Raw genomic sequence first — 21,280 nt, forward strand, 5'->3', positions numbered from 1 at the left:
GTCCGCATCCATCACCCCACTTCCTGACGGCGGTCGCGCCATCGCCGACATCAGCCGCAGATCGAAATCCCCATAGCCTCCGACTGTGGCCCGCGGGTTCCTTCCTCGGGGACTTTCGTACGCCTGCCGGCGCCCGAAACTCTTCACGGGAGGGGACTGTCGGGTTTCAGAGGCTAAGTGACGTAAACTGACGTTCAAAGACGTATGAGGTCTATGGGGTAGTTTTCGAGTTAGCCTTTCCCCGTCTTTCACGCTGTTCTTTACGTATCGCTGCGACTTTCGCCTTTTCAGACTCGATGCGGCCACGCACCGTCCGCCCGATTCCAGTGCCCTTTTCGCGGAGTGCCGGACATGGATACGGGCGACGGCGGCTTTGTCTTATTCCAAACAGTCGAGCATCCATTGAACGCCGAATTTGTCGGTCAGCTTCCCGTAAAATGTGCCCCATGGCTGCACCGCCAGAGGCGTAGTCACCCTGCCCCCCTCAGACAGTTTTTCAAACAGACTTAGAGTTTTGCGACGATCGTCCATAATGAGAATGTGAGACGAGCCGCGCATGGGTTCAGCGTCATGATTGTCCGACGCGAAGAACAGGACGCCTGCACCTTCGAAGCGTGCGTGCATTACCTTCCCAATCATGGTTTCGTTCACGGCTGGAATGCCATGGTCTCCGTGACGCATCAATGTTGTTACCCGGCCAAGGCCACAGTCGGTATAAAAGGAAAGTGCGGCCTCGCATTCGGTGGTGAAGAATAGATAATTGGCAAGTTGCATGGAGTAGCCCTCTTCTCTGGACCGGGCAAATTCCGTGCCCGGCCCCGGATTTTCCGCGTTTATGCTAGCACGTCTGCCTTATGCGGCGGCGCTGGCTGCGATCGCTTGACCAAGATCTGCATTGCTATAGCTCTCACCTGCAATGCCCCAACCTCCCTCTGGCGCATAGACGATGTTCGACCAGATATGCTCTCGCTTGAGCCGTCCGCCGGCAGCTTTTCGACGATGTCGGTTGCCTTTCCCAAGAAGGCGCGCTTTGCCTCTGGTGTCGTTAAGGCGACCATTGGTAATTTCAGCTCGACGAATGCGGCATCGACCGGCTTACCAGCAGCAAGCACGTGTCCTGTCGGCAAATTGTGTATCGAGCCGACCACATTGGCGGTCATAAACGGATTTCCGCTCAGTTCCGAAACCTCAAGAAGTGCGTCAGTCAGTCCGGCAAACGCGTCTGCCTGGGCTTCGTCCGACAGCAGGCCTTCCGTGATAGTAAGTGTGATGGGCATGGTTCTCTCCTTGTTTGATGATCGGTGCAAATCATATATACTGATCGCTCTCTATCGATACACATCGATTGCTCTCTATGCAAGACATAAAGAGCACTCACTCTCAATAAGGATTTTAGCATGCGCTATAACACCGAGCACAAAGAGCAGACGCGAGCAAAGGTCGTTCTGGCCGCCGGACAGGCATTTCGAAAAGAAGGCTATGGCGGAGCTGGTATCGATGCGCTGACGAAAGCGGCAGGCGTTACCAACGGCGCATTCTACGGCCACTTCAAATCCAAAGGAGAAGCTTTCCGTGCCGCGGTTATTGCGGGAATGGAAGAACTCCGTCAGGGAATTGCAGCATTGAAGCTGGAACAACCACGTGGCTGGCTCAAAGCCTTCGCTGGCTACTATCTCGGATACAAGCGCACTTGCGAACTTGGAGAGAGTTGCGCCTTGCCAACCCTCTCCCCCGATGTCATGCGAGCGGATGACGAGACGCGGCGTTGCTACACCGAAGAACTAAAGCGTCTGGCGACTGAAATCGCCTCCGGCTTGGAGGATGGCGGCTCGGTGTACTCAACGGAAGACCGGGCATTGCTGTTGCTTGCACTGTTTGCCGGTGGGGCGACGCTGGCGCGCGCAGTGTCCGATCAGACTCTATCTGAAAAAATAGCTGGACTTGTGACCGCTGAGGCGCTGCGCAATGGATCGCCTTCGCAGAGTTAGCCGCGGACATATATTTGGCAAAACATTCCGGCTCACCTATTCGCCGAATGTCCGCTGTCGCGGCGGCGCTAGGCTGAGGTCTATGACCGAAACGGAGGCGCAAAGCAGCCATAGCTCACAGCGCTGGCAGCGCTCGCTCGGGAGGGCGCGCAATTCACAACGCTCTTAAGTGGGTTCGAACCACCGACCCGCTTATTTCCGTCCAGGATATCACTTCTTGACGTCCTCGAACCGTAGATCGAAGCGCGCGAGATACTTCGTCAGACGATCTGCATCATTGCTGCTCTTCTTCTCCAGTCGCGAGTTTGCGAATAGGGCTCTGCCGGCAGCGCTTGCCGTCGGGTGTTCTCGGCAGGTGTGAAGGACAGTGGCAAGTTGCGCTGTGTCAAAACGATCGAGGCGAGCGGCAACTTCGGCGCCCAGCAATTCAATGATGATTGCGTCGGCTGCTTGGTCATCATTTGCGGTGCGCCAAAAGGCCTTCAGTCTTCGGACTTCGTCATCAACAACGTCGGTCGTGATGCGCCCATGCGGCGCGAGTGTCGCCATGCGCGTCACCGAGGCCGACAGATCACGGAAGTTGGCGCTCCAGACGGCTTGCGGGCCGGTCGCAAAGGCAAGATAGCGTTCGCGCGCTTCCTTGTTGAAGGTGACGTTTTCGCCTTCACGTTCCAGATAGCGCTTGAGCTCGAAGTCGAGATTGGGCTCTATGTCTTCCTTGCGCTCGCGGAGGGCCGGTAGCTGGAACGTCCAGAGGTTCAGGCGGGCATAGAGATCTTCGCGGAACCTGCCTTTGTGGACATCCTCGCCAAGATCGCGATTGGTGCCGGCAAGCAGTTGGAAGTCTGCGGACGCCTCCCGGTCGGCACCCATCGGCAGAAACCTCTTCTCCTCGATCGCGCGCAGGCACATAGCCTGTTCATCGAGGCCGAGTTCGCCGATCTCGTCGAGAAACAGCACGCCCTTGTCGGCGGACTTGAGCAGGCCGGCGCGCTCGCCGGCAGCACCGGTGAACGCGCCTTTCACATGGCCGAACAAGGTGGACATAGCCTGGTCGCCGCGCAAGGTCGCACAATTGACCTCGACAAACGGTCCGCTGACCTTGCGCTGGCTCTTTTTCAGTTCGTAGATCCGGCGAGCGAGTTGCGACTTGCCGGCACCGGTCGGCCCGGTCAGGAGAACGGGCGCTGTCGAGCGGATCACCACCCTTTCGATCTCGTCGATCATTCTGTTGAAGGTGGTACTGCGGGTCGAAATCCCCGATTTCAGGAAAGAGGCGGCGTCTTCCCGCTCGGAAGCGAAGCGTTTGGCGATCTCGTCATAGCGGGAAAGGTCGAGGTCGATAACCCGATGCGTGCCGGCGAAATCCTGTTCTGGCTCCCGGTCGCGGGGCGGCGAGAGCTGCAACAGTTGGCCAGGAATGATGCGGGCTTCGGTCAGCAGGAACCAGCAGATCTGCGCCACATGGGTGCCTGTGGTGATGTTGACGAGATAGTCTTCCATGTCAGGGTCGAAGCTGTAGTTGCGGGCAAAGTCCCTGAGCTTCGTATAGACCTCCGAAAAGTCCCAGGGATCGCGGAAATTGATGACATGGCTGCGCACCTCTGTCGCCGGCGAAACTGTCCCGATGTCACTGATGATCCGATGACACAGCGGCTGCGCATGATTGTCGTGAATCAATTCCAGTCGATCGATGAAGAGCCCGGGTTGCTGGCAGAGCGCGACATTGGGACGCCAGCGGCTCCAGCGATTTTCCCATTTCCCCGCATCCAGGGTGGTGCCCAATATGCTGATAGCCACACGTCGTTTCATGTCTTATCCAAAATTATAAGATACTATAAGAATGAATAATATTCGCTGAGTTGCAAAAACTGCAACTACAGTTTTCTGTGACGACGACAGAAATTTTTATCCCATTAAAACAGATAGATAAGAGAGTTTTTCCTATTCTTCACGCTCATTTCTCCCAGTTGGCACGCCACTTGAAACGTATCTGGCACGAACCGATCGAGAGCTACCGTCACGGCCTCCGGTACAGTTCGTCGCCCAAGCAGCGCATAGAAAGAGAATTGAAGAAGAAGGACTGCAGACGCAGAAAAGACAATGATAGCGGTAATGAGCGGACAGGATTTGATCGATGCCGGCATGAGCCAGGGGAAGTGGTTCCGCCCGGCTCTCGATGCGGCCAACGCAGTCTTGGAGAAGGGTGGCTCGGTGGCCGATGCTCTGGAAGCGGCAGGGGCCTTCCAGCCCGGGCCGACGCTTGCCTTGAGGGCGGACAACGATATCGAGATCTATTCCAACATCCGCGCCGAGAACGCCTTCGAACAGGACAATGTCGAGAAGGTCAATGCGACGATGCGCGCACTCGTACGCACGCCGGTCGTCCGGGCCGCGGCGATCATGCCGGACGCCTGCCCGGCCGGTCCGGTCGGAACGATCCCGGTCGGCGGCGTAGTCGCCTCCGAAGCAATCCATCCGGGCATGCATTCGGCCGATATCTGCTGCTCGATGGCGATCTCGATCTTTCCAGGCACGGACCCGAAGTCGCTCCTGGATGCCGTGCATGCCGTGACGCATTTCGGTCCCGGCGGCCGTCCGCGCGGTGCTCAGCTCAAGCCTTCTGCGGCGACGCTTTCGGCCTTCGAGCAGAATCCTTATCTGCGCGAGGGTGCGCTGAGCGTTGGCATCGAGCATTTCGCGACCCAGGGCGACGGAAATCATTTCGCCTATGTCGGAACGATGAAGTCGACCGGCGAAACCGCGCTTGTCACCCATCATGGATCGCGAGCACCGGGTGCGCGGCTCTACGACAGGGGCATGAAGGTCGCGAACAGGTTTCGCGAGCTGATCTCGCCCGAGACGCATAGGGAAAACGCCTGGATTCCGGCCGATACAGAGGAAGGTGACTTCTACTGGTCAGCGCTGCACACCATTCGCCAGTGGACGAAGGAAAACCACTATGTCCTTCACGACATGGCGGCAGAAAAGCTTTCGGCCAAGGTCGCGGATCGTTTCTGGAACGAACACAACTTCGTCTTCCGGAAGTCGGACGGGCTGTTCTACCACGGAAAGGGTGCGACGCCTGCCTTCGACAACTGGGCGCATGACGCGACCGATCTGACCATCATTCCGCTCAATATGGCGGAACCGATTCTGATCGTTCGGGGCTCGAATGCCGCCCATGGTCTTGGCTTCTCGCCGCATGGCGCCGGTCGCAACTTTTCGCGCAGCGCGCATATGAGGCAGTTGTCCGCGGAGTATGGGGCGGATTCGCGAGGTCTCAGCCCGAACAACATCGCGGCTATTCTGGAGAAGGAAACAAGCGGTCTCGACGCGCGATTCTTCTCCGGTTTCGCGGATGTGTCGGAACTGCCGAGTGCCTACAAGAGTGCTGCGAACGTGCGGTCGCAGATCGAGCACTATGGCTTGGCCGAAGTGGTCGACGAGGTGATCCCCTACGGGAGCATCATGGCCGGCGACTGGCAAAAGAATGCGCCCTGGCGCAAGAAGCGTCAGTAAATACGGGGGAAGGCGGCAAGCTCGCCTTCCCTCGACATGCAGCATGCCTCAATGAGCATTGCGAGTACGAGTGAAGAAGATGAATATCGATTGTGCTGTTGCTGATTGAAGGTTTCCACTCCTCACTGCCTATGGAAAGTGGGCGTGACTTTTTCCTTCATCTATCGAAAACCCCGCGAAGCTATCACTGCCGCTAACTCCCTGCTCCGAGTGGAAAATTTCGCGCGTTAACGCTCCTTCATCGCCTCGTTGTGCACTTCTAAAAGAGGCGAAAACAGCTACTCGATGATCCGGCGGCTGCCAGCCTTGATTTCCACGGTCGCCGCCATGCCGGCGGAAAGGGGAACATATGCTCCGAATTTGAACAGGCCCCGTTTGAAAGCGGGGACGCGGGCGCCGATCTCTGCGAATGAACCCCGACTGAATGATACCTTCAGCTTCTGTTCCAAAGGGAGCGCCTAAAAGAAAGACGTTCAACCGCGGTCATATCCGCCTCAGGAGACTCAGTCATGATCCGTACGTCTTTCGCTGCAATCGCACTCGTCGTTGTCGTTGGCGTCACCACCGCAGCCCCCGCCATGGCCAACGATGTGCGTATCGAACAATATGGCTGGTCGAACTCTGCCGGTGGCGCGCAGGAAGGGTACGGAAACCGGATCAGAACCTACCAGAACGGTAGCTACAACCGGATTGTCGGTCGTCAATATGGTCGTCATAACCTTTCGGCTGTCGGTCAGGAGGGCAATGACAATTATGGCGCCACCTATCAGAACGGCGACCGCAACGTTGCCGGCATCGGCCAGTTTGGCTCCAACCACACGACGATCCTTACCCAGGACGGCAACGGCAACATCGCGGCTGGCGTCCAGGTCGGCCACGGCTGCAACGCCAATGTCAGCCAGGGCGGCAACGGCAATGTGGCGGCCTTCGTCCAGGCCTGTCCGTAAGCAGCTGCGGGATGACGTGAAAGAGGTCAAGATCGCAACGGCAGACCATTAGGGGAGACGACCCATGTCAAATAGCATCAAACATCCACGCCGCCTGATGGCCATTCTTGCGCTGGTCCTGCTTCCGGTCGGTGCGGTTGCGGCCATGGCGACTGCCAACCAATCTGACGAGGCGCAGCTTTGCGAAATCAAAGCAACGCCTGGAGCGGGTATGGTCAGACTGGATGCGCTCGTCCACGCCGACAAGCATGTCGGCGGGACTTACACCTTCCATGTCGAGAAATCAGGAGACGGTGGAAGCTCCACGATCCGCCAGAGTGGCGATTTTGATGCCATAGCGGGACATGCGGCAATCCTCAGCTCCGTCTCGCTCGACTCCAAAGGAACCGAATACAAAGCCACACTGGATGTCGTGATCGGGGACAAGAGTTTCAGCTGCACGAAGCAGATCGGCGGCAACTAATCGGCCCCCACACTCTGTGAATCCCCTAAAAAGGGCGCCGGCTTCCGGCGCCCTTTTGCTTTCGCAGGCTGAAACGACTGAACGACAACTGAACGGGCAATTCCGACTGGGTTCAGCTGCAAGATGCGAAAGTTAATCATCGGCTGAGGCAGCCGGCAAATGGAGATCAGGATGACCCGCAGTGTATTTAAGATCCTTACTGTCACTCTTCTTGCCGGGAGCCTGGGGCAAGTAGCCTTGTCTGTGCCAGCCTATGCCGGCGGCCGGATCTCGTTCAACCTCGCGCCGGATAATGCCAGGGATGCGGACCTGTTCTCAACCGGACTGCGCGTCTACTCGTTCTACCGCGACCTGAAAGACGCCGACATCCGGCAGTTGGGCCGGGGTAACGCTGCTGGCATCGCTCAGGCTGGCCGTGGCAACATCGGCTTCATTCAGCAAAGGGGCAATGGTCATTCCGCGACCTTGCAGCAGAACGGCAATAACAATGCCTATGGCATTTTCCAGTATGGGCGAAATACTGAAACCGACGTGGTGCAAGATGGGGATAGTGGCAGTGGCGCTACCTTCAGCTATGGCTGGTAAGGCAGTTCACAACCGTCCTGAAGGCGATGTAACCCATGTTCCATCGCCGACTGGAGAAGGTACTTCCCGTAACCCCGGCAGAAACCCTCCCCGCAGACAATTCCGGCTTTGCGAACTGATATTTTGAACGGGGATTTCTAGAACGGGTGGACGATCGCCGGCGGCTCCGACGAAGCGGCCGACGTCAATTCCGCGATCACATTCTTCGACCAGATCACCCGCCTGAAGCTCATCAAGCGCCAGATTTACGGACGAGCAAAACTCGATCTGCTGCAGGCACGGTTGATCGGCGCAATGTAGGGATCATCCTTCAGCAAATCGGCCTAAGAGCCAAATCTCGGCGGAAACGTCGTGTCAGCTCCCAGCGGAAATCAACAGACTCTGAACCCGGAGCGGCCAGGTCCTCGGCTCGCTGCAAGAAGTCATGGCTTCACAGGGATATTCGCTCCGGCTTGTTTTCCTAGGATGGAGCTGTGTCCGGGTATCTCTTAAACCTCCTGCCAACACCTGCGCGATGGCAATCAAGCCTGAGCGGTTGCACTTTCAGCCCCGATCGAGAAGCCGGACGACGGCGTAGACGAGAAAGCCTGCCGGATGTCGCCCGGATGGCTTTCCCGTTGCCGTCGTGCGGTAATCAGAACTCTTCCCAACTGTCCGCGCGCGCCCACTTGCAGCTAAGAACTTCCGGCGTAATACGCAGCGTTGAGATATCGAGAGACATGCCGTTCAACCTTCCGTTGACCACCAATTAATACAAGCAGAACTCCCTTTGTCCATCCATTTCCATCCGAATTCGTAGGTTTATCAAATCGGGAAAGCTTCCGCGCGGCCGATAACAGGAAGATCGGCACGGCAGTCGAAAAGGTATACCTGGCGACACGGGATTAAAGTGTAACCGCACTCGCGGAAGACGGCGATGGCTTGCGTATCGGAAACATCATTCAGCGATCGCCATCGACGTTGGCTTCGTCGACGATGCGGTCGATGTCCACGGCGCGAATGCCCTCCAAGATCGCAGTCGCGTAGCCGGCATCATGCAGCATCTCAGCCCTAGTGATTTCGTTCGCCGGCAGTGAGAAAGGGGTGCCTGCAACGGCAACCAGCGACAGTCCGGACCGAATAGAATAGCGCCCTGTCATTAACGCGGCGCGCGAGGGCGTACAGGATGGCTCGACCAGAAACTGCGTCAACCGCAATCCCTCAAAGGCGAGCTGGTCGATGCGGGGCGTCGGCGATCCACGCAACTCCCCGCCTCCGTAAACTCCGATGTCACCGTAGCCGATATTGTCGCCGAGAATGAACAGGATGTTTGGCTTTGCTTGCTGCGCAGATGCCGTCCCGACTGAAAACAGATGCACAGCGAGGCACGATGCGATCGTCAGTGCTTCGGTCATCGGCTTCCAATGCCTAACCCATTCCATGCTCTTCCTCCTTGCCAATGGTGACTATCTGGTCCCTTTTCACCCTCGGTCGTGGTGGTCTCTCGATGTCGGAAGGTGTCATGCGAGTACCCGCTTGACCGCATCGATGAGTACGGACCCTGTGAACGGCTTCCGCAGATATGCGATGCACCCTGCCTGCTCTGCCTCGGTTTTCAGGCGAGCGTCTTCGAGGGCGGTGATAAAGATGATCGGCAGGCCCGATCCAGTCTCTTTCAGCCTGCGCTGCAATTCGACGCCGGACATGCCCCCCAGGTCGATGTCCAGCACGAGACAGTCGAGCGCGGTGTTTGGATCGCGGCCGAGAAAAGCTTCCGCGGATTCATACTCGATGGCTGGAAACCCATAGGCCCTGAGGAGCCGCCCGACACTTCGACGCAGGCTTGGATCATCATCGACAACGGCGACCGTGTGGCGTAGCTTTCCCACCTCGTGCCCCCATCCGTGACATATGCGAGATACGCAGTTGGGTGTCACTTTAGGCGTTTCGGCGGTTGCTTGATATTGCCCTAAGGGGAAAGTCGCCTCTCACTCGGCGGCGGAACCGCGTCCGCGGTCGAGACCGATTTCTGCGGCGATCGAGACAGCCTCAGCCAGCGACCTTGCTCCGAGCTTTTCCATGACCTGATGGCGGTGCACCTTCACCGTCCGCTCCGAAATGCCAAGGGCATAGGCAATCTGCTTGTTGAGCTGGCCACGGATAATCAGGCTGAAGACTTCGGCTTCGCGCGCGCTCAAGCTCCCCACCAATGTCCTCAGCTCCTGCACGCGCTCGTGCTCGGCGCGGCGCCTTTCATACTGAGCCAACGCGCGCTCGATCGTTTCCATCAGGACCGTCACCGAACTCGGCTTCTCCAGGAAGTCCTGTGCACCCGCCTTCATGGCGTCGACGCCGGCCTTTATGTCCCCTTCCCCCGTGAGGAATACGATCGGAAGGAGTGGCGCTAGCGTGCATAGCTGGTGCTGTAGCTGCAGGCCAGACTGGCCCGGCATCTGCAGGTCAAGGAGAACGCAGCCAGGCTCGCAGCCTGGGAGGCGGGCTAGAAACTGATCTCCTGACTCATAGGCTTCGACCTTGAGGCCATAGGCGGAGAGCAGCCGAGCAGTCGCCGTTCGGTAGGATTCGTCGTCATCGACGATATGGACGACAGGTTTCATCAACCTCTCTCCTCCCGTCGAGCCAGAGGCAGGGCCACGCGAAAGATGGCGCCGCCTTCGGGCCGGTTGCCAGCGGAGATCGTGCCGCCGTATGTTTCGACAATGGCCCGCGCTATGGAAAGACCCAACCCTGTCCCGGCCTGCTTGGTGGTGTAGAACGGCTCGAAGATGCTGCACAGCCGCTCTTGCGGTATTCCGCTGCCCGTGTCGGCCACGCAGAGTTCAGCCTTCTCCTTCTCAAGTCCTGTCGCGAACGTCAGGATCCTCCTGGCAGGTTCGGCGTCCGTCATGGCGTCCATCGCATTGGTCGCCAGATTGAGGACGACCTGTTGCACATGAACCTTGTCTGCCCGCACCGGCAGCTCGGTCGTCGGTCGATTTGTATCGAGCGTAATCCCCCTGCGTTCAGCCTCGCCGTGAATGATATGGATTGCGCTCGAAGTGACGTCGTTCAGGTCGAACTCCTGCCAATCGATCTCGCTTCTCTTCTTCAGCAATCCTCGCATCCGGCGAATGATGTCGCCCGCACGCTGGTCGTCGGCCTGGATGTCGAGAAGGATCTGCTGGATCAACTCAAGATTCGGGCGTCCGCTTCGAAGCAGCTCGGATGCAGCCTCGGCATTGTTTTGAATGGCCGACAGGGGCTGGTTCAGTTCGTGGGCAACCGATGAAGACAGGGCGCCGGCCGTTGCGGACTGGTTGAGGTGGACAGCTTCGAGCAGGTGAAGGCGAGATCGGCTCTCCGCATCCTGGCGACGGCGTCGTTCGAGCAGCAGCGCTGCGATGATGCCTGCCTGCATCAGAACAACAAAGAGCGCCCCTGTTGCCGCCAGCCAATGTTCTTCCCACAGGCTCTTCTCTTTGTGCATCATCACGGTACCCGGCGGAAGGTTTCCCTCCGCAAGCCCCCAACGCCGGAGCTGTCGAGCATCCACGATGTTTGTCTGCGGTGCCTGGATGTCGGAAACGGGTCGGCCCGCTATAACATCGATAACAAGATTTCCGACGGTCCGGCCCAAAATGTCAAAGGTGACGGTATTGCCGCCGACGACGCCGTAGTCGATGTAGGTCTGATAGGGGCCATAGACGGGTGCGCTAGCGGCTGCCGCGATCTGCCTTATCGCCTCACGCGGGATGAAATTCTGCCCTGCCCGATCCTTGAAGACCGTCAATGCCAGGATGATGCTGTCGGATGGGACATGAGATACGCGTTCGATGAGCTCGTCGATCGTCAGATCTTCGAGGTATGTCGTTTCGTATGACTTGGAGAACTCTTCGAGATCGGCGCGCGCTGTCGTCAACCATCCTCGATCGAACTCCGACGATCCGCCGATGATGTAGAGGTGACGGGCATTGGGCTGCAGTCTGCGTGCGAGTTCGGCTGTCTTCAGAATGTCGAATATCGTGAAGGCACCGATCACGTCATCAGGTAGATCGATGTTCTCCGCGGTGGAGTTTCCGAAGCCCGCAGCAACTATCTTCGCATCGGGAGCGATCGTGATGCGGTACGTTGTTACGAAGTTTGCCGACTCCTTGCCGAGTGCGACGACCACATCGGGGCGGCGGGCCGCGTACTTCTCCGCCAGGTACCGCCCCATGCGTGCGACATGGATCGCCTCCGGGAACCTCGACAGATCAAGGAACTCTGAAAACAGGTCGACCTTGCCATCTGTCGCTTCCAGCAGGCGACTGCGCAACGCTTCTCCGGCGGCCGTCGTTGCGGCGATCCTTTCATCGTAGGGGTAAAGAATAAGCACGCGGGGAACCCGGTCGGTGATCGGAACCGACGTGTCAGAGGCATCAGCAAAGCTTCCCCAGACGGTCGCCAGGACAACCGTCATCAGAGCGGGTCGGGGAAAAATAGCTGCGCACCTGCATCCCCAGCTCATCAGCCGCCCCCCTTATGGCGGCGGCGATAATACCAGTTTCGAGCTTCTGCGTCATCTGAGCAAAGGTACTACTAAAGATTGTCGAACGTGGATTCCCCAAAGTGCAATATCGCGTGGCAAACGCATTCGGTAGAGTTGAATTGGATGACACCCTTACGGCGCTAGCGCCGTCGCACGGGCCAGCTTCCGGAGGATTCCCGAATGCTCGCTTTTCGCCGTAAATTCCTTGGATGGGCGCGAGACGGCGTCTTGATGATTGCCGTTTCCCTCATCCTTGCTACGCCAACAATGACGCTTGCACAGAGCGATCCCCTGCCCTCATGGAACGATACCGAGCCCAAGACAGCTATCGTCTCGTTCGTCGAGAGGGTGACCAAACAGGGCTCGCCCGACTTCGTCCCGCAACCGGAGCGCATTGCCGTGTTCGACAACGACGGCACGCTGTGGGTCGAGCATCCCATGTACACCCAGCTTGCCTTCGCCCTGGACCGCGTGAGGACGCTCGCCCCGCAACATCCGGAATGGAAGAACATACAGCCGTTCAAGGCGGTGCTCGAAGGCGATATGAAAACACTCGCCGCATCAGGCGAAAAAGGCATCGTGGAACTCATCATGGTCACCCATGCGGGAATGACGACGGAGGATTTCCAGAAGGTCGTGAACGACTGGCTTTCCACGGCACGCGATCCTCGGTTCAAGCGACCCTACACCGAACTCGTGTACCAGCCCATGGTCGAGCTGCTTTCCTACCTGCGCGCCAACGGCTTCAAGACCTTCATCGTCTCCGGCGGCGGCGTGGAATTCATGCGGCCATGGACGGAGAAGGTCTACGGCGTTCCTCCGGAGCAGGTCCTGGGTTCCTCGATCAAGACCCAGTTCAAGATGCAGGACGACACGCCGATCCTTTACCGTCTGCCGGAAGTCAACTTCATCGACGACAAGGCAGGCAAGCCGGTCGGGATCAACGAACAGATCGGCCGTCGACCGATTGCAGCGTTCGGCAATTCCGACGGCGATCTGGAAATGCTGCAGTGGGCGACGATGGCGGGCGCGCCTGCGCGGCTGGGCATGCTCGTCCACCACACGGACGCGGAGCGCGAATACGCCTACGACCGCAAGACCGAGTTCGGCCGCCTCGACAAGGCGCTCGATGCGGCCGCGATCACCGGCTGGACCGTCATCGACATGAAATCCGACTGGAAGCAGATCTTCAAGGATTAGGACTGCGCGCGCCTCGGCCGGGGCCTGCCTAACGCCTGGGGCATCAGACTTAAGCAAATGCATCAAGGTGACGGGCTCCCTGCCCGTTCCAACTGGGAGGATATTTGCCATGAAAGTCGACCGTCTTACTACGCTCATCTTCGTCGGAAGTTTCGCGCTGGCCCCCGCTGTCTTTGCGCAGGACGCCTCGAAGAAGCCGCATGTACCGCTCGAAAAGGCTATTGGCCAAGTCACGCCAACAGGTCCGGTGCCGTCATTGGCCGTGATCAATTCGGCTGGCGCCAAAATCGAAAACGGGAAGCTCGTTTTGACCGGCGTCTCGGCCAACTCGATCGTCTTTGCCGACCGGCCGGTGCGGGCGGCTGGCCATGTCGCGACCGAACAATTCATCATGCAATGGGACGTCGGCAAGGACAACTTCGCTGTCGATCCTCCCAATGCGACTGTGTCGGTGCTGGGCGGCGATGGATCGGACGTCAGTGATGCCGTCGTCACGCTGAAGACTCCGAAACTTGACGGCACGACACTGACCTTCGACATCGCCGTTTTGGAGGGAAGCCTAAGCGGGGCGACCGGACCGGCGGCCGTCTTCATCGATCACTTCGGTGGTAGTTTCGGCGGAGGTGGTTTCGGTGGCTTCCATGGAGGCGGTTTGGGCGGCGGCAGCTTCGCCGGGGGCGGTTTCCGTGGCGGAGACTTCGCGGGAGGTGACCTCCGCGGCGGCTTCCGCGGAGACGACGTCCATATCGGCGACACGAACATCAACCGTGTGGGAGGCACCTACTGGCATGCGCCTGTCTACCACGGCGCCTGGTATCGCGGCGCCCCCGTTGCTGCGGGCGTGGTGGCCGGCGCAGCTATTGGAGCGGCAGCAACTCGCCCCTACTACTACAATTCCTACTACGACAACCAGCAATGCGGCTACTATCCTTTTCCGCCTTGCTATTGAACTTCCCATCCGCGTCACGCCGCCACGCGGCGTGACCTTCCCCCGAACATTAGAGAACAGGCATAATTGAGGCCGCCGGGCCACATATCACGGCAATTCTGCTTAGCCGGCCACTCGAAATAGGTGTTTCCGCTTGCCGGAATCCACTTCCTCTTGCAGGGTCCCTGCACGGAAGCAGGCTGGGGCGACGAACGAGATGGGGGAGATTCTCATGAGGGCCATTCACTTGCAGGCGATTGTTTTGCTGGCCGGCGTCTCAGCCGCGTCGATCGGCAATGCGGCCGATCTGACGCCACTCGCGCCGGAGGCGAAGACGGTCGAGACGCGAAGCGGCTGGGAATTCGCGGTCGCGCCATACTTCTGGGCTGCTGGAATTTCTGGCGACATAAGACAATTCGGGCTTCCGACGGTCAGCATTGACTCCGATTTCAGCGATATACTCAGTAATCTGGACTTCGCCTTCATGGCAACGGCGGAAGCAAGGTATGATCGCTACAGCATCGTCGGTGACGTGATCTACACCAAGCTTGGCGCGGATGCACATACGCCGGATGGTATCCTCGCCGGCAGTGTCGACGTAACATCGGAGACCTTCGCGGGACTTCTTGGCGTGGGTTACGCTGTGCTAGAGGATCAGAACGGTCACCTTGACGTGGTCGGCGGTGCGAAAGTGTGGTCGGTCGATACGGACCTTTCGTTCAATGGCGGGCTTCTGGGCGGAGTCGAGCGGGAAGACAGCGCGACGTGGGTGGACGCGGTCGTCGGCCTGCGGGGGAACTACTTCTTCACCCCGGAAATCTATGCCACTGGATGGGGTCTGGTGGGCGGTGGCGGCGCCGACATCGACTGGGACGTGGGCCTCGGTCTCGGCTACAAGTTCAACGACACCATCTCGGCAGTGGCCGGATACCGGGCGTTGGGCGTCAATTACGAGAACGACGGGTTTGTCTTCGACGTCGTCCAGCAAGGCCCGATCATAGGGGTATCCTTCCACTTCTAGCGCCGCTGCAGGCAGCAGTGGCACTGGCTTGTCACCTTGCCGGTGAACGTCGCGCTCGCTCTGTGAAAGCCTAATGTCCCGCAGGAGCCGGAAGAGCGACGCCCCAAGAAACAGAGAACCGCCCATGAACAGCACGGCGGCTCCCGGTTCGTGGCGGTATCCCAGGAATGCGACACCGAAGCCAAACAGCAGCAGAACCGTGACGCCAATTCCGGCCAGAACAGACAGGTGCAAACGCACTGTTCAAGAGAAGTTCTCGTTCCTTAACTCCCCGAGCCAAGTTCGGGCGGCATCGTTTTCATCAGTCTCGCAGAGACTCCTAATCCGTTGCGTACCTGTGGCATAGAGGCGATCGGGGAGCCAAGGACCTGCCAGGTGAAGCGCGGAGCGGTCTCCTAAGGGTGTCCGCTCCGACGTCGTTACGCTACCGCCAGCGTCAATCGTGACCTGTCTTCATCTCCCGGACCTGTTGCATCACTTGCTCCAGATTATAGCTTGCAGGGCTCTGAAGCGGCGGGAAGTCGACGTAAGTCTCGAGATGCTTCAGCCACAACTGCTGGCCGATGGGCAGGATGTTCCAGTCATAGACATAGGCGGTGGACGGTGAGGCGATCGATCCGCCCATGCCAAACAGTGTTTTGATCTGCTGACCGACCGAAGTTTCGAACGGATCACGCTTGATGTTGACGACCTGCGTCCAGGAATAGGGCTGCACGCCCGAGATGAAGCCGGCCGGGTCGTCGGACACCATGGCGAAGTACATCTTCCAGTTCTTGTAGCGGACAGCTGACGGCTCCTTGCCGGAATAGTACAAGAAAGAATCACGCGCGGATGGAGACTTGCCTTCCAGGAAGTCGCGCTGATCGATCCCGTCGAGCGTGGTCTTGACGATCCCGGGATACGAACCCGCCTCGATTTCTTTCTTCAGCCCGTCGCCCTTCGGACCGCCTGCGATGTTCACAAACGTCGGCAGCCAGTCGAGCGCCGAGAAGATGTCGTTCTTGACCGTGCCGGGCTCGATGTGCCCCGGCCAGCGAACCACAAGCGGCGCACGCATGCCTCCTTCCCAGGTGCTGAGCTTTCCGCCCTTGAACGGCGTCGTGCCGCCATCTGGGAAGGTGATTGTCTCGGCGCCATTATCGGTCGTGAAGACGACGATGGTGTTGTCGAGTTCTCCCATCTCCTCGAGCCTTTTCAAAACGTAGCCGATGTTGTCGTCCATCTGCTTCATGCCTGCTTCGTTGACGCCCCAGTCCTTGCCGCCCGGCTCACCTACCATGTTCAGGTACTTGTCCGGCAGCACGGTGGTGATGTGCATACGGGCAGGGTTGTACCAGACGAAGAACGGCTTCTTGGTCTTCTCGGGATCGTTCCTGTCGAGGAAATCGATAACCTTAGCCGAGATCTCCTCGTCAATCGTCTTGGAGCGCTCGAGCGTCAGTGGCCCTTCATCCTTGCATGTCTGGTTGGCAGGCGATCCATCGGAGGATGTGCATGCGAGCATCGGTCGCGGCGGCGTAAGGCAGGTCGTGGTTTTTGGGTCCACCGCCGCCGGGTCTTCCGCTATCCCGGGAATTGGCGTGTTCCTGCATGGTGGTGCAATCCCCTGCTCGGTTGGGGTCTTGTTGATGTCGGGGAAGCTCACCCCCTGCATGGCGTCGAGGTGATAGAGGTAGCCCCAAAATTCCTGGAACCCGTGTGCCGTCGGCAGGGATTCAGTGGTATCTCCGAGATGGTTTTTGCCGAACTCCCCTGTCGAGTAGCCGAGATCATACAGGAACTTGGCGAGGTGAGGCGTGCCGGCCCGCAGGTAGGACGGGCTTCCGGGAATCTCCGGCAGAACCATACCGACGCGCACCGGCTGCATGCCGGTGATGAACGCGGTCCGCCCTGCCGTGCAGCTCTGCTCGGCATAGTAGGTCATGAACTTCGCCCCTTCCCGGCCGATGCGGTCGATATTGGGCGTTTCACCGACCGCGAGACCTTGGTGATAGATGCTCGGCTGCATCCAGCCGATGTCATCACCCATGATGAACAGGATGTTCGGCTTTCTGGTCTCCTGGGCGTGCATCGTAGCGGTACTCGATAGCAGGCTGGCGGCGACCGCCATTGCTGCTGTGAAGAACTTCGTAGTCCGTCTCATTTCTAATGCCTCCCTCACGGGGCCGCATTGGCGGCCAAGGTTAGTTGAAAGACAAGTCAGAGCAAAAGAGGGCTTGTCGGCGACGTCCAAGTTTACTGACCAGCAAATTGGACCAGATCTTTTCGGTAAAGACGCGGCCCCTCGGCCCGCACGGTGACCCTCGACTTGCGGAAGAGGGATTTCTACTCTTCCATCCATTTTCTACATTGTATTGGCGGGAGCAGATATTGCCCTTTGGGGAATCCGTCGGGGCTAAGAGTTGCCAGTTATGGAAGCCGTCCGCGCCGGATTTCCCGCGCCCCGCATCGAGACCTCCCTAAAGGACAATAGGCAGCAACCGCGACCGCGTGTCATAAGATGCTCGCAGGGGGAGGTTCTAGCGATGGGCAGGACCATGAGTGCATTGGACGCACATGAAACGGAATTTGAAGGCTTCGCCTGGGTGCCTGCCCGAACGTTCACCATGGGATCGAACAGGCATTATCCTGAAGAAGCCCCCGCCCATCCGGTAAAGGTTGACGGCTTCTGGATCGACGTGACGCCCGTGACCAACCGTCAGTTCGCCGCGTTCGTCAAAGCCACCGGACATGTCACCATCGCAGAAAAGGCTCCAAAGGTTTCCGACTATCCCGGTGCGATTCCCAGGATGCTGCGCGCCGGATCACTCGTATTCACTTAGCCGAAAACCGTCGTCGCCCCCGACATCAGACAGTGGTGGTCGTTCAAGTTCGGCGCCGACTGGCGGCATCCTTATGGCGGCCGCAGCGATATCTGCGGGAAGCTCGACCATCCGGTCGTCCATGTTGCCTATAGCGACGCCCGAGCGTATGCCCACTGGGCCGGGAAAGACCTGCCGACCGAGGCCGAATGGGAGCTGGCCGCTCGGGGAGGTCTCGAGGACGCCGAATTCGCATGGGGCGACGAATTGACCCCCAACGGAAAGCTCATGGCCAACATCTGGCAGGGTGCCTTTCCCACAGTGAGCACAAAGCCCATAGGAGCGGATAGAACATCACCTGTCGGATCCTTCCCAGCGAACGGCTACGGCATCCACGACATGATCGGCAACGTCTGGGAATGGACGTCGGATTTCTGGTCGCCCCGCCATTCGGAGCTTGCGGCGAAATCATGCTGCATTCCCCAGAATCCCCGAGGCGGCGAGTGAGAGGCGAGCGTCGATCCCCGCGAACCGGAAATACGTATTCCGAGGAGGGTGCTGAAAGGTGGATCGCATCTTTGCGCGCCGAACTACTGCCGACGCTATCGTCCCGCAGCCGAGACGGTCAAGCGGCTGATAGACCGCGTCAACGCGGGCTTTTACCGCCGGTCGGAGATCCTTTGTCGCGGGCAGGAGCCCGGGGACGGGGACGAGGTTGACGATGCGACCCTTCAAGAGGCTGAAGCGCTCCGCGAGTTTGCGCGCACCCATAAGGCTTCTGATCTTCCCTGGACTTTACCTGAGGCGCTAGTGCCCCCATTCGGACTTCGGGCGGCTCGAATCTTGGAGGACGAAGATCCCGAAAAATCGGAAGAACTCCGGCACCTCTTCGCCGGGCTTGGCATGCGTTTCAGCTCAACGCCCCTAAAATTGGACGGACCAAATCCGCTCGAAGGAAAGGTGTCGCAGCCGGGGCAACGATCCTCCCCCAGAGAGGAAGCAGCCACCTCAACAAGGTCCGTTTTCACGCCACTGTACCGTTATCTTGTGTTCGTTGCGGCGGGATGGGGACTCATCTACGCGTTTAACCCTCCCCACCTTGTCTCCACGTTGATGCTCGTATGCTGCGTTCACTTCGGCCTGGTGACATTTGGGAAGATACGATCTGCCCTCAAGCAGAACGCCGAAAATCGCGCACAACTAGTCTGATGCCAGACACGCCGGAGGGCCGTCGTGTATTCGGAAAACTTAAGACAGCGTCGCCGCCTTGAATGGATGTGAACCGTCGATCCTTCTTTGGAGAGGCCCGCCAACGTCACCGTAGCGCCAATTGCGGTCGTTCCAACCGTATGATGTGAGCGGGAGACCAAGCACCGGCTTTGGCCGCAACAGGTTGAAGGGCTCGAGCAAGCCGCTTGCAGACATCGCAGGTTGACTAGCGCAATTCGGGATCAATCGCCGAGGCGCGTTCAGTGGAAGCAGAGTATATTGGGATTTGTGCTTGCACTGCTTGTCGGATAGTCGCAAAGCCATGTTGTAATGCGCCGCAAGGCCGCAAACGACATCGACTTGTTTAAATTCGGAAAACGAAAGTCTTTCTATGCCTCTCCAGCTTTCCCTCCCACGTGACCGAATTTCCGTGCTTCTGCTTGAAGGCATCAGCCAGAGTGCCGTGGACTATTTTTCGTCTTGCGGATACACCAACCTCGTGCATCTGCCTAAGGCGCTCGATGACAAGGATCTCAAAGGCCATATCGCTGATGCTCATATCATCGGCATTCGTTCACGAACGCAGCTGACAGACGAGATTTTTGAATCCGCCAAGAAGCTGATTGCCGTCGGCTGTTTTTCCGTCGGCACGAACCAGGTCGATCTGGAAGCGGCACGCCGCCGCGGGATTCCGGTGTTTAACGCGCCTTATTCGAACACGCGCTCGGTGGCCGAACTCGTGATCGGCGAGATCATCATGCTGACGCGGCAGATCTTCCCACGCTCGGCGTCTGCACATCAGGGCGGATGGGAGAAATCTGCTGTCGGCAGCCGCGAAGTCCGCGGAAAAACCCTCGGCATCGTCGGCTACGGCAATATCGGCTCGCAGCTGAGTGCTCTTGCGGAAAGCATGGGCATGTTGGTGCGTTATTTCGATCTCTCCGACAGGCTGCGCCGCGGCAATTCGGAATCGATGGCTTCGCTCGGCGAGCTTCTCGAAATCTCTGATTATGTGACGATGCACGTTCCGGAAACGGCATCGACGCACAATATGATCACCGAAACCGAACTGCGCCGCATGAAGAAAGGCGCCATATTCATCAACAATTCCCGCGGCACGGTGGTCGATCTCGACGCTCTCGCAAAGGTCTTGAAAGAGGGCCATCTGGCAGGTGCGGCGGTCGATGTATTTCCCAAGGAACCGGCATCGAACAAGGAGCGTTTCGAGACGCCACTGCAGGGCTTGAGCAATGTCATTCTGACACCGCATATCGGCGGCTCGACAGAAGAGGCCCAGGAGCGCATCGGCGGGGAAGTCTCCAGAAAGCTGGTCGAATATTCCGACATCGGCTCAACGATGGGCGCCGTCAACTTTCCGCAGGTTCAATTGCCTGAACGCCCGACTGGTACACGCTTCATCCATGTTCACCAAAACCGCCCCGGCATGCTCATCCAGTTGAACGAGATCTTCTCGTCGCGTGGACTGAATATCGTCGCCGAGTTCCTACAGACCCATGGCGATACGGGTTATGTAGTTATCGAAGTCGAAGACGTGTCCCACGCAGCCGACGATATCAGTCAGGCACTACGCGAGATCCCGGGAACGATCAGAACGCGTTTACTCTACTGACGCATCACGCAATGGTACATCGCCATTGAGACTGGCAGAATGAAACACGCAATGGGCGGTGGGTTCAACTGATCGCTGCAACACACTCTGCAAACCTCTCCGCGGGCGTCTGGCGCGCCGGAGAGGATGAAAGTGAGAACTCGTATGTCATTGCCGCGCCTATAAAATTTTAGAATGCCGCTATGGTGCGGGTTCACTTTGCCCTTTGCGCGAACGGACGATCAATTTTGCCTAGGCCAGCCCGCAAGCCGTCGACGGAGCGTAATTGGGGGAGGGCTATGTATGCCGACGGGTACGGGGGGTATCGCAGAGCTTTTTGCGTTTGAAAACGCTTTGTTCACAGTCGAGATTCCCTAGATGATGCAAATCATTTATGGGTCCTCCTCTTCTCGCCAGGCGTGAGCGACGAGGGCGCCAAAAATACACGCAAAGATCAGGACAAGCATATAAACCAGATATTTGACGTTAATATCGAACCA

17 protein-coding genes and 2 pseudogenes are annotated in these 21,280 nt (G+C 58.4%); 10 read left to right on the forward strand and 9 right to left on the reverse strand.

What is annotated here, in order from left to right:
• Positions 1–378 precede the first annotated feature (378 nt).
• Both AC1DM5_RS24265 and AC1DM5_RS24270 read right to left on the reverse strand, forming a co-directional pair.
• Positions 379–774, reverse strand: a complete 396-nt coding sequence (locus AC1DM5_RS24265) for a VOC family protein (protein ID WP_477824326.1) — start codon at positions 772–774, stop codon at positions 379–381.
• A 78-nt stretch (positions 775–852) separates the two neighbouring features.
• Positions 853–1,277: pseudogene (locus AC1DM5_RS24270) on the reverse strand (tautomerase family protein).
• Positions 1,278–1,397: 120 nt separating this feature from the next.
• Between AC1DM5_RS24270 and AC1DM5_RS24275 the strand changes: the two are divergent.
• Entirely contained in the window at positions 1,398–1,988 is a 591-nt protein-coding gene (locus AC1DM5_RS24275; protein ID WP_477975846.1) for a TetR/AcrR family transcriptional regulator, read from the forward strand.
• 210 nt (positions 1,989–2,198) lie between these two features.
• On the opposite strand, the gene rtcR is transcribed toward AC1DM5_RS24275, so the two are convergent.
• Positions 2,199–3,800: an RNA repair transcriptional activator RtcR gene (gene rtcR / locus AC1DM5_RS24280; RefSeq protein ID WP_477824329.1), complete on the reverse strand. Its 1,602-nt coding sequence runs from the start codon at positions 3,798–3,800 to the stop codon at positions 2,199–2,201.
• Positions 3,801–4,103: 303 nt separating this feature from the next.
• Between rtcR and AC1DM5_RS24285 the strand changes: the two genes are divergently transcribed.
• Positions 4,104–5,510: an RtcB family protein gene (locus AC1DM5_RS24285; protein WP_477824330.1), complete on the forward strand. Its 1,407-nt coding sequence runs from the start codon at positions 4,104–4,106 to the stop codon at positions 5,508–5,510.
• Positions 5,511–5,788: 278 nt separating this feature from the next.
• Here AC1DM5_RS24285 and AC1DM5_RS24290 read toward each other — a convergent pair whose 3' ends face one another.
• On the reverse strand, positions 5,789–5,959 hold the full coding sequence (locus AC1DM5_RS24290) for a hypothetical protein (RefSeq protein WP_477824331.1): 171 nt from the start codon (positions 5,957–5,959) through the stop codon (positions 5,789–5,791).
• Between the two features lie 60 nt (positions 5,960–6,019).
• Here AC1DM5_RS24290 and AC1DM5_RS24295 point away from each other — a divergent pair, with 60 nt between their 5' ends.
• The 3 genes from AC1DM5_RS24295 to AC1DM5_RS24305 all read left to right on the forward strand — a co-directional run bounded on the left by AC1DM5_RS24295 (position 6,020) and on the right by AC1DM5_RS24305 (position 7,505).
• Positions 6,020–6,457 carry a curlin gene (locus tag AC1DM5_RS24295; protein WP_477824332.1) on the forward strand — a complete coding sequence of 146 codons (438 nt, stop codon included), beginning with the start codon at positions 6,020–6,022 and terminating at the stop codon, positions 6,455–6,457.
• Positions 6,458–6,521: 64 nt separating this feature from the next.
• The gene (gene csgH / locus AC1DM5_RS24300) at positions 6,522–6,920 is read left to right on the forward strand and encodes a curli-like amyloid fiber formation chaperone CsgH (RefSeq protein WP_477824333.1); all 399 of its coding nucleotides are present in this window, start codon (positions 6,522–6,524) and stop codon (positions 6,918–6,920) included.
• Positions 6,921–7,091: 171 nt separating this feature from the next.
• Positions 7,092–7,505, forward strand: a complete 414-nt coding sequence (locus AC1DM5_RS24305) for a curlin (protein ID WP_477824334.1) — start codon at positions 7,092–7,094, stop codon at positions 7,503–7,505.
• A 941-nt stretch (positions 7,506–8,446) separates the two neighbouring features.
• Here the strand turns inward: AC1DM5_RS24305 and AC1DM5_RS24310 are convergent.
• The 4 genes from AC1DM5_RS24310 to AC1DM5_RS24325 form a co-directional block, all read right to left on the reverse strand.
• Entirely contained in the window at positions 8,447–8,899 is a 453-nt protein-coding gene (locus AC1DM5_RS24310) for a sulfatase-like hydrolase/transferase (protein WP_477824244.1), read from the reverse strand.
• Positions 8,900–9,004: 105 nt separating this feature from the next.
• Positions 9,005–9,373, reverse strand: a complete 369-nt coding sequence (locus AC1DM5_RS24315) for a response regulator transcription factor (RefSeq protein ID WP_477824243.1) — start codon at positions 9,371–9,373, stop codon at positions 9,005–9,007.
• Between the two features lie 99 nt (positions 9,374–9,472).
• A complete protein-coding gene (locus tag AC1DM5_RS24320; RefSeq protein WP_477824242.1) occupies positions 9,473–10,102 on the reverse strand; it encodes a response regulator transcription factor in 630 nt (209 codons plus the stop codon).
• Positions 10,102–11,943 carry a sensor histidine kinase gene (locus AC1DM5_RS24325; protein ID WP_477975848.1) on the reverse strand — a complete coding sequence of 614 codons (1,842 nt, stop codon included), beginning with the start codon at positions 11,941–11,943 and terminating at the stop codon, positions 10,102–10,104. Before AC1DM5_RS24325 ends, AC1DM5_RS24320 begins: the two co-directional genes overlap by 1 nt.
• A gap of 300 nt (positions 11,944–12,243) precedes the next feature.
• On the opposite strand from AC1DM5_RS24325, the gene AC1DM5_RS24330 reads away from it, so the two are divergent.
• The 3 genes from AC1DM5_RS24330 (at position 12,244) to AC1DM5_RS24340 (ending at position 15,161) form a co-directional block, all read left to right on the forward strand.
• A complete protein-coding gene (locus tag AC1DM5_RS24330; protein WP_477975918.1) occupies positions 12,244–13,212 on the forward strand; it encodes an HAD family hydrolase in 969 nt (322 codons plus the stop codon).
• A 109-nt stretch (positions 13,213–13,321) separates the two neighbouring features.
• The gene (locus tag AC1DM5_RS24335) at positions 13,322–14,161 is read left to right on the forward strand and encodes a hypothetical protein (protein ID WP_477824240.1); all 840 of its coding nucleotides are present in this window, start codon (positions 13,322–13,324) and stop codon (positions 14,159–14,161) included.
• 211 nt (positions 14,162–14,372) lie between these two features.
• Positions 14,373–15,161 (forward strand): hypothetical protein, encoded by a 789-nt coding sequence (locus AC1DM5_RS24340; protein ID WP_477975850.1) that lies wholly within the window; start codon positions 14,373–14,375, stop codon positions 15,159–15,161.
• 436 nt (positions 15,162–15,597) lie between these two features.
• On the opposite strand, the gene AC1DM5_RS24345 is transcribed toward AC1DM5_RS24340, so the two are convergent.
• A complete protein-coding gene (locus AC1DM5_RS24345; RefSeq protein WP_477975852.1) occupies positions 15,598–17,271 on the reverse strand; it encodes an arylsulfatase in 1,674 nt (557 codons plus the stop codon).
• A 427-nt stretch (positions 17,272–17,698) separates the two neighbouring features.
• Here AC1DM5_RS24345 and AC1DM5_RS24350 point away from each other — a divergent pair.
• Both AC1DM5_RS24350 and serA read left to right on the forward strand, forming a co-directional pair.
• Positions 17,699–18,580 (forward strand): annotated as a pseudogene (locus AC1DM5_RS24350) (formylglycine-generating enzyme family protein); the annotation flags it as partial.
• A gap of 982 nt (positions 18,581–19,562) precedes the next feature.
• Positions 19,563–20,801: a phosphoglycerate dehydrogenase gene (gene serA / locus AC1DM5_RS24355; protein ID WP_477824237.1), complete on the forward strand. Its 1,239-nt coding sequence runs from the start codon at positions 19,563–19,565 to the stop codon at positions 20,799–20,801.
• Positions 20,802–21,280: the final 479 nt, after the last annotated feature.

This window comes from Rhizobium sp. 01T437 (genome assembly GCF_056398505.1).